This window comes from Thermostichus sp. OS-CIW-20 (assembly GCF_054061455.1).
Genome location: NZ_JBSSEF010000053.1, coordinates 1 through 8,603, shown reverse-complemented (window position 1 = coordinate 8,603; position 8,603 = coordinate 1). Strand labels below are relative to the sequence as shown.

The following is an 8,603-nucleotide window of genomic DNA, read 5'->3' as shown; positions in this document are numbered from 1 at the left end:
ATCAAGCAGAACGCGGTCGTCGAGGCGTGGTTGGCGTTTCGCCGAAGCAAAGACGCGAGGTTTCGCAGTGTGCGAGACAGGTCGCATACGCTGCAGTTCAACGCCGGCAACTTTCGCAATGGAACGTGGTATCCGAAACTCACCCGAGGTTTGGCGTTCCGTGCATCCGAGGAGATGCCCAGAGAATGGGCACGCGGAACTGAGCTAATGCGGGTGAAGGACAGATGGTATGCCATCTTTCCTGAGCCCGTGAACGAGCAGTGTTCGTTAGCAAAGGGGGTTGTTGCGCTTGACCCTGGGGTAAGAAGTTTCTTTACAGGGTTTGATGGGGCAGGTTTTGTAGATATTGCCAAGGGGGACTTTGGTAGAATCACTCGGCTGTGCTACCACCTAGACGATCTGCAGTCTAGGCTGAGCAAAGCGCCGAGACTCAAGCGCAGACGGATGCGGCAAGCGGCGTTTCGTCTGCGGGAGAGAATCAGGAACTTGGTGGACGAGTGCCATCGCAAGGTAGCGGCGTTCCTGACGGACAACTACCGATTGATATTCCTCACCCACTTTCGAGTCAGCCAAGATGGTTGCCAAGGCAGGGAGGAAGTTTGGTAGCAAGACAGCAAGGGCGATGCTCACCTGGGCGCACTATCGGTTCAAGCAGTTCCTGAAGTTTCAAGCCAAGAAGAAAAACGTGGTTGTCGTGGAAGTATCGGAAGCGTACACCAGCAAAACCTGTACCAAGTGCGGGCACATCCACACCAAGTTGGGTGGCGCAAAGGTGTTTAGATGCCCGAAGTGCAACCATAGGCTACCACGAGATTGGCAAGGCGCTCTGGGTGTTATGCTCAGGGCTTTGCGGGATACCGCCTTTCTGTTTGGACTCCGTCCGAGTAGCGCGGTCGCGTCAGCGTCGCGTAGCGACAACGGAAACGGACAGAATGCTATCGCTTCACCGCTGAGCAGTAATGCTCAGCAGTGTTCAGCGTAAATGTATCAGTTTGCAGCTAGGAAACCCCAAAAATCCTCAGCAAGACTCCGGCACGGACGGAAAACTGCGCTCCCAGCCATAGCGGTCTGGAAGAGCCTCCCCAGCACCTCAAGGTGCCAACTGCGCGATAACAACAGAACCGCAAAATCTAAGATTGAGAACCCCAATCCCTGCCACCGTGCTTTCTGCTCTCTCCGCAAAAGAGGCGGCAGCCAAGGGATCCTAAAATAGGGGGAAAGCTCTCTCCCGGCTCCACCGTGGCACCTCGTGGTTTCAAACCCATTCAGAACCGCTCCGGTAGGGAGAGCCTGGCTCCCTACGTGCGCACCTTGCCCCTGGTGATCGACGCCATGCTGGATCTGGCGCAGGTGCGGGGCGACGATCTCCTCTACGACTTGGGCTGTGGGGATGGCCGCATTCCTATCCGGGCAGCCCAGCGCTGCGGCACGCGGGGCCTGGGGGTGGATATCGACCCAGAGCGCATCCTAGAGGCACAGCAGGCGGCCCAAGCCGCTCAGGTTCAGGATCGGGTCAGTTTTCGGCAGCAGGACTTGCTCACCCTGGATCTCTCGCCAGCGACGGTGGTGACCTGTTATTTGCTGCCCCGCTCCCACCTGCTGATTCGAGACAAGCTGCGCAGCGAGCTCCGGCCTGGCGCCCGCCTGGTCACCCACACTTTCGATATGGGGGATTGGCCGCCCACCGCCACCACCACCGTGTCAGATGTTATCAACACCTACACCATCTATCTCTGGCGGATTTAGCCCCCACTTTTTGCCAGCCCTCTTGACTTGCCTGTTCGCTCCTGGCCTAATTCAACTCAGCCCTCTCTCCCGTTCCCCCTTGAGACGCCGTCTACTTGAGTTCTGGCGCCGCCGCTTCCCCCACAGCCTGCGCACTCAGGTGGCGCTGGTGATTGCCAGCCTTTCCTTTGTCCCCAACTTGGTTTTCATCCTGTCGGTGCAGTGGATCCTCCCCGGCACAGAGCTCAGCCCCGAGGGATCTGTCCTGCTGCTGCTGTGGATCCCTTTGCTAGCAGGGCTATCGGCAGTGGTGGGCTATGTCCTGTCTTCCCTAATCTTGCGGCCCCTCACCTTGCTGGCCCGCGAGCTGGGCCATCTGGAAACCTTAATTAGCCAGCCGGCCCGTTGGAATTTGCTGCTCCGCCCCGGGGATCCCCAAGAGGCTTTGATCCTGCGCCAGGCCTTTGCCCATCTGCTGCGCCAGATCCAGATTGACCAATTGCGGCGGGAAGCCTTTACCGCCACCTTGGTGCATGACCTGAAAACCCCTCTCATTGCCTTTGGGCATTTGCTAAGTGCCCTCAAGCAGGAGCAGCAGTTGCAGCCGGAAGAGCGGCTTGCCCTGCTGGATCGCATCTTGCAGGAGAACCAACGCAATCTGTCCCTGGTGCAGCGGATGGTGGAGGCCCACCGCCTAGAGCGGGGCGAGATCGAGCTACATCCTCGTCTTTGCGATCTGGGATCCCTGGCCCGACGGGTGGCCGAACGCATGGGATCCCTGGCCCGAGAACGGGGGATCGACCTGCGAGTGGAGGGAGAAGGGTGGGCCAATGCCGATGAGGCCGAGCTGGAACGGGCGCTGGTGAACCTGGTGGACAATGCCTTGCGCTACGCCCGCCAGGTGGTGGTGCTGACCATCAGCCCTCGCCAGATCCAGGTGCGGGATGACGGGCCCGGCCTGCCGGCTCCCCTGGAAGAGCTGGCCCAGCCCTACATCGCCCAACCCATTCACATCGCCGGCCAGCACTACCCGACCGGCTCAGGAGGTCTGGGGCTGTACATCGCCAAACGTATCCTGCAAGCCCACGGAGGAGACTTGTGTTTGGTGGAGACGGGATCCCAGGGCACGACCCTAGCGCTGGTGCTGCCCTGATCCCCAACCCCGCCAGGGGAGAAAAGCGCCCAAGGGATCCCCTCTGCTTCGCGTTAGTGGTGTGGAGCGCTTGCAGCTCACTCGACAGGGCGGCCCCGATACATCAATCGATACTTTGCCGGCGGGGGCGCAGCCGTTTGCTCTTGGCGTTCTTCTGTTGCAACGGACGGGGAAGGAGGGGGGCTGTCTTTTTCAGACCACAAACCCAGCTGCTCGAGAACCGCGTGAAGAGCTTCCGTGTCGATGGGAAAAGACCACCTGGCTGCCTTGTAAATTTGCTCGAGGGAGTGGAGAATGTCGTCGGCTTCGGCCAAACCGGGGATCACCTCGGCTGCCCCCTGGTAAATGGCCCAGCGCCGCTCTGCCGGCTCGATGGGGCGACGAGGGTAATGAGTGAGAATCACAGGGATATCCGGAAGCCGGCTCCGACACTCTCGACAAAAGGCATAGGGGTTAAACAGCCCCGTCGTCATATCCACCACCATCAGATCCGGAGAATGAGTTGCCGCCACCTCCACCAGATCTGCCTGAGGAGAAACCAGCACCACTGTATGGCGCTGAGACTCCAGCACCAGCTTCCAGAGCTGGGCTTGCAAAAGCTGACCCTGAGCCACCAGAACGGTCTTGGTCACGGTGAGCAGAGAAACGACTTGCCTTAGTTTACAACTTTGCCTACGGCGCAAGGTAGCATTTCCAATAGAGAAGAAACAGTAACTAGCTATACCGGTAGTGCTGGGCTGACCCAGCCGCTTGGATACGTAAACTACCCGACTCCGACCGCCCCCCCTTCCCCCCCAACCCCCCGTATATGGGGGCAGGGGGGCGGGGGGATTGAGGGGGTACAGTGCGGGGCTCCTGCAGTTTCTAGCTGAAACTCCACCGATCTGCGACAAGTTTTTGGGTACAGCTTGCCCGGCGGCCTCAGCACTTGCCTTGCTCGGTCAAACCACCCTCAGCTTCCTCTTCGGTTTCGGAGGCCAGCTCGGCCTGCAAGGCCTGCCACTCCTCCGGGGAGAGGGAGTGAAGTTTTTCTTGGATTTGCTGCCTCTCGAAAGTGGCCCACTGGGCCTTCAGAGTCATTTCCCTGCTCAACACCCGCTTCAGGTAGCCCACCGTCCAGCCCAGGCATCCCAGCAGAAACACCACACTCGACACCTGCTGCGCCGCGCCCGTATCTAAGCCGGCCCAAAGCAGCAGCCCGTAGAGAAGTCCTCCCCCCAAGAGCAGGGCTAGGCCAATGCCGAGAACATCCCGTCTGCGCATGGCTGGTAGGTTGCAGAAGGGCGAGCTCTAGAGCGAACGCGGCTTGGGCCGAAACGTCATGAAGGGAGCCACGAGCACCATACCGGGGAAGAAAAACAAAACTAGGAAAAACATCAACACCTTTTCCCAGGCACCGCTGTAGTTCCAGCGCTTGTCCACGTACACCAAAAACAAGAACGGCAGCACCAGCAGGTAGAGAACTGCTAGCGCAGCATAGGTCAAGCCAATGAGCGTCGAGGTAGAGAGCATATCCAGTTGCCTCGAATTAACCTGGGCAAATCCAGTCCAATCGGGGTCATATTACAGCATTGTAATAGTGAATGAACTTGTCGGCTTAGCCGGCTCTTCGCCTCATCGCTATAAACTCGTGCTGATGGCCCCGACAGGGCAGGTGGGGATGCATTGTTCGCACATAACACAGCGATTACGCAGAAACTCCAGTTTCCAGTCGGGAGCGGAAATCTTCAGTGCCTCGGTGGGGCAAACGCCCGTACACAAGCCGCAATCCACGCACAAATCTGGGTCGATCTGAATTTCTTTAGCCCGCTCGGCCACCTCAATGCCCAAAGACTGCACCCACTCCAGCCCCGCCTCCACCTGGTCGATATCTCCCGATAGCTCCACCACCAGGGTGCCCACTTCGTTAGGGGTTACTCTGGCACGGACGATGTTGGCGGCTACATCGAAGTCTTTCGCCAGACGATAGGTGAGGGGCACATTCACCAAGTGGCGAGGAAAAATCAGGGTCACTCGTTTGCGCACGGATTTGACTTGCGTAGCTGAGGTACGACGACTCTTCCAGTATGCCAAGGCCGACTGCCAAGTTCGGCCATACTGCAAGCAAAAAATCTCCCCTCACCGGCAGAACAGATGGGGTGCTTTCTCGCCTGCCCGCAGGTTGGAAGCTATGAAAGGCGCCCCGCGGCCTGCCACAATAGGGACAGAGCGTCTTCGATCCCCATGAACTCGGCCCGGCCCCGTCTCAACTCCGAGCACTACCGACAGATGTTGGTGCGCGATGGTGAGCGTCGCTTCCGCGAGTGGCACACTGCCTTTCTCAACTACCAGCGGCAGTTTTTGCAAGAGATGAAGCGGCTGCAGCTCCGTTCTTCCTCGAATGGCTAATTTCTTCAGGAATGCCTACGCCCACTACTTTCAACCTGCTGCCGATCTGTTCTGAGCCCGATCCTTCCCTCCGCCAAGAAACTTTGGAATTGTTGGAGTGGCCCCGCCTCTGCCAACACTTGGCCAGCTTTGCCGCCACACCCCTAGGCCGCCGCGCCTGCCTAGAGCTGGATCCCTGGCGGAGCCGCGCCGAGAGCGAGGTCTGTCTTGATCAAACGGAGGAGGCCATCCGGCTGGATTGCAGCCAGCCAGGGGGGATTTCTCTGGACGGGATCCACAACTTGCTGCCGGCCCTGGAACGGGCCGAACGGGGGGGCATTCTGAGCGGGGAAGAGCTGGTGCAGATTGCCACCACCTTGGGGGCTGCTCGCCGCCTTCGCCGACTCATCGATGCTGACGAGCGCCTGCCCCGCCTGCAGGAGTGGGTGAGCAATCTGCGCACCTATCCTGAGCTAGAGCAGGAGATCTTCCGCTGCCTGGACGAACACGGCGAGGTGAGAGATAGCGCCAGCGCCGCCCTGGCAGACCTGCGCCGTCAGCACCGCCAGTACCGCAGCCAGATCCAAGAACGCCTACAACAGGTGATGAGCCAGCACCCCCAGGCGCTGCAGGACACGTTGATTGGCCAGCGGCAGGGGCGCTTTGTGCTGATGGTAAAGGCCACCCATCGGGATCTCATCCGCGGCATTGTGCACGACAGCTCTGCCAGCGGGGCCACCCTCTATGTAGAGCCCTACGCTGTGGTGGAGCTAGGCAACCGGCTGCGGGAAACCCAGGCCCAGATCCAGGCGGAGGAAGAGCGGATCTTGGCCGCCCTCTCGGCCCAGGTGGGATCTGTTGCCGAGGATTTGGAGCATCTGCAGGCGGTGATGGTGGGGCTGGAGGTGGCGTTGGCTCGCGCTCGCTACAGCCTTTGGTTGGGGGGCAATCGCCCCCAGTTTGTCCTGGCAGGATTGCGCCTGCGCCAAGCTAGGCACCCCTTGCTTCTGTGGCAGTCTCGCGAGGAAGGCAAGGGCCCGGAGGTGATCCCGATCGATTTCACCCTCTCGGAGTCCATCCGCGCCGTGGTCATCACCGGCCCCAACACTGGCGGCAAGACAGTTGCCCTGAAGACCTTGGGGCTATTGGTGCTTATGGCCAAGGCGGGGATCTTCCTGCCCGCCCAGGATCCGCCCCAACTGCCCTGGTTCGACGGGGTCTATGCCGACATCGGCGACGAGCAATCGCTGCAGCAAAGCCTCTCCACTTTTTCCGGGCATATTCGCCGCATCAGCCGCATCGTGCAAGCTTTGCAGTCGGAGCCGGCGCCGGCCCTTGTTCTGCTGGACGAGGTGGGGGCAGGCACGGATCCCAGCGAGGGCGCGGCCCTGGCTGCCGGGCTATTGGAGTATCTCGCCGAAAAGGCCCTGCTGACCTTGGCCACCACCCACTACGGCGAGCTGAAGGCTCTGAAATACCAGCATCCCGGCTTTGAGAATGCCTCGGTGGAGTTTGACGAGGCCACCCTGGCCCCCACCTACCGCCTGCTGTGGGGGATCCCTGGTCGCTCCAATGCCTTGGCCATCGCCCGGCGGCTGCACCTGGAGCCGGAGATTCTGCGGCGGGCGCAGCAGCATCTGCAGGGGGAAAGCCAGGTGGATAAGGTGATCGCGGGGCTGGAGGCGCAACGGGCCCAGTTGGAAGAGCGGGCCGCCCAGGTGGGATCCCTGCACCAAGAGCTGGAAACCCTGTACCGCCAAATGCAGCAGCGCAGTCGGCAAATGGCTGAGCGAGAGGCGCAACTGGAGTACCGGCAGCAACAGGGGCTGCAAGCCCTCTTGGCCGCCGCCCGCCGGGAGGTGGCCGCCGCCGTCCGCAAGCTGCAACAGGGGGACGATCCCCAGCAGGTCGCTGCTGAGCTGGAGCAGATTCGCAGGCGCTACTCGCCGCCGCCGCCGCCCGTTGAGACTGAGTTCGTGCCAGAGGTGGGGGATCGGGTGCGGCTGCGGGGCCTGGGACAGACGGGAGAGGTCATTGCCGTCGAAGGAGAGGTGTATGTGGTGCGCAGCGGCATTCTCAAGTTCACGGTGCCGCGGGGCCAGTTGGATCCCATCGATGAACATCAGGCCAAACAGCGCCAGCGCCCCAAAGCTCCTCCTTCCCCACCGCCCACCACTGCTCCCCTGAACCTGCGCACCAGCCGCAACACCCTTGACCTAAGGGGGAAAACTGTAGCCGATGCCGAGGCGATTCTGGAACAGCACTTTGCCCAAGCCCCTCCTGGCCCGGTTTGGATCATCCACGGCCACGGCACGGGACGCCTGCGGGCCGGCGTCCAGGCCTACCTCCAAAATCACCCGCGTGTCCAGAGGTTTGCCCCAGCGGATCCCCAGGACGGCGGTACGGGTGTGACTGTGGCCCACCTGCGGTGAGGGTCAGGCTGTTTCAAACTCCCTGACAGTCGTTTCAAACAAGGTTAAGGCACTTTGCCGCTGGCCTTCACCCGCCCCTCTTCCTCAGGGGGAGAGGGAAGCTGAAGCTCCACGAACAGGCTGTTTGGTAACTGTTCAAACTTGACTTTGGAGCGCCGCTGCCGAGCTGACGGGCTGGGATCCCGCTTGGCGGTGCCGACTTTGCCAAAGCCAGTAGGCGCGCAGCAGTTGGCTATCTCCAATTAACTTGAGCATCACCGCCACCGTCGCGCCGGTCCAGCAGAGGGGGCCGAAAGTGGCACCTGCTGCTGCCAACAGGGCCAACCCGGAAAGATTCAGCCCCAAGCCCTGTACCCACATCCACCAAACAGTCTCACGCTCTAACATTGGCCAGATCCCAGAGGAAGAATTGGATAGCCCTACTCTCTTGAATCTGAGGTGGGATGGGGATGTGGCCAAGCCTCAGCCCAGATGCCCAAAGCTGCATACTTCGAGGGGCGTTATGTCCATAGCGCTTAACCACCTAGCCCATCCACTCCTGCAATCGGGCCAGGGCCCGCCGCTTTTGCGTTGCAGAGCGGACGCTGCTCTTCGTCAGCCGGTTGCAGCCATGCACCAGACCCTTGCCTCCCAGCGCCACCAGAGTGACCCGCTGGGTTTGCCCCGGCTCAAAACGCACCGCTTGGCCGGAAGGGATGTTGAGGCGCCTGCCAAAGCTGGCGGCGCGATCCAACACCAGGGCTCGGTTGACCTCAAAAAAGTGAAAGTGACATCCTCTCCCGCTAAGCCCTGACGGGCTGTAGACGGGAGCTTCCGAGAATCACTTCCCGCAGTTGCTGCTTCAACGGACTGGTAAACCAGGATCCTCCACAGCCAGAGAGCGGCAGTCCCACCGCCCCCCTATATCCCCCCGTATACGGGGGGAC

Annotated in this window: 9 protein-coding genes and 2 pseudogenes; 5 read left to right on the top strand and 6 right to left on the bottom strand. The window is 60.8% G+C overall.

The features are described from left to right. The 3 genes and pseudogenes from ACVWXC_RS13005 to ACVWXC_RS12995 form a co-directional block, all read left to right on the top strand. Nucleotides 1–982 (top strand): annotated as a pseudogene (locus ACVWXC_RS13005) (RNA-guided endonuclease InsQ/TnpB family protein); the annotation flags it as partial. A gap of 257 nt (nucleotides 983–1,239) precedes the next feature. Next, nucleotides 1,240–1,746, top strand: coding sequence for an SAM-dependent methyltransferase (locus tag ACVWXC_RS13000; RefSeq protein WP_011431366.1), 507 nt, complete (start codon nucleotides 1,240–1,242; stop codon nucleotides 1,744–1,746). A 79-nt stretch (nucleotides 1,747–1,825) separates the two neighbouring features. After that, nucleotides 1,826–2,878, top strand: coding sequence for a sensor histidine kinase (locus ACVWXC_RS12995; RefSeq protein ID WP_228375346.1), 1,053 nt, complete (start codon nucleotides 1,826–1,828; stop codon nucleotides 2,876–2,878). A gap of 77 nt (nucleotides 2,879–2,955) precedes the next feature. Here ACVWXC_RS12995 and ACVWXC_RS12990 read toward each other — a convergent pair whose 3' ends face one another. The 4 genes from ACVWXC_RS12990 to ACVWXC_RS12975 form a co-directional block, all read right to left on the bottom strand. After that, nucleotides 2,956–3,510, bottom strand: a complete 555-nt coding sequence (locus tag ACVWXC_RS12990; protein ID WP_240527801.1) for a response regulator — start codon at nucleotides 3,508–3,510, stop codon at nucleotides 2,956–2,958. Between the two features lie 289 nt (nucleotides 3,511–3,799). Then, on the bottom strand, nucleotides 3,800–4,141 hold the full coding sequence (locus ACVWXC_RS12985; protein ID WP_011431369.1) for a DUF3007 family protein: 342 nt from the start codon (nucleotides 4,139–4,141) through the stop codon (nucleotides 3,800–3,802). A 27-nt stretch (nucleotides 4,142–4,168) separates the two neighbouring features. Continuing rightward, a complete protein-coding gene (gene ndhL / locus ACVWXC_RS12980) occupies nucleotides 4,169–4,390 on the bottom strand; it encodes an NAD(P)H-quinone oxidoreductase subunit L (protein ID WP_011431370.1) in 222 nt (73 codons plus the stop codon). Nucleotides 4,391–4,498: 108 nt separating this feature from the next. After that, nucleotides 4,499–4,903: an NIL domain-containing protein gene (locus tag ACVWXC_RS12975; RefSeq protein ID WP_011431371.1), complete on the bottom strand. Its 405-nt coding sequence runs from the start codon at nucleotides 4,901–4,903 to the stop codon at nucleotides 4,499–4,501. 198 nt (nucleotides 4,904–5,101) lie between these two features. Between ACVWXC_RS12975 and ACVWXC_RS12970 the strand changes: the two genes are divergently transcribed. Together ACVWXC_RS12970 and ACVWXC_RS12965 are read left to right on the top strand one after the other, a co-directional pair. Beyond that, complete coding sequence (locus ACVWXC_RS12970) at nucleotides 5,102–5,266, top strand: hypothetical protein (RefSeq protein WP_168173329.1); 165 nt, start codon at nucleotides 5,102–5,104, stop codon at nucleotides 5,264–5,266. An 11-nt stretch (nucleotides 5,267–5,277) separates the two neighbouring features. Continuing rightward, nucleotides 5,278–7,677, top strand: a complete 2,400-nt coding sequence (locus tag ACVWXC_RS12965) for an endonuclease MutS2 (RefSeq protein WP_457393206.1) — start codon at nucleotides 5,278–5,280, stop codon at nucleotides 7,675–7,677. A gap of 135 nt (nucleotides 7,678–7,812) precedes the next feature. Here the strand turns inward: ACVWXC_RS12965 and ACVWXC_RS12960 are convergent, their stop codons facing one another. After that, nucleotides 7,813–8,064 carry a hypothetical protein gene (locus tag ACVWXC_RS12960; RefSeq protein ID WP_240527800.1) on the bottom strand — a complete coding sequence of 84 codons (252 nt, stop codon included), beginning with the start codon at nucleotides 8,062–8,064 and terminating at the stop codon, nucleotides 7,813–7,815. Between the two features lie 136 nt (nucleotides 8,065–8,200). Then, nucleotides 8,201–8,440, bottom strand: a pseudogene (locus ACVWXC_RS12955) (urease subunit beta); the annotation flags it as partial. Nucleotides 8,441–8,603 lie beyond the last annotated feature (163 nt).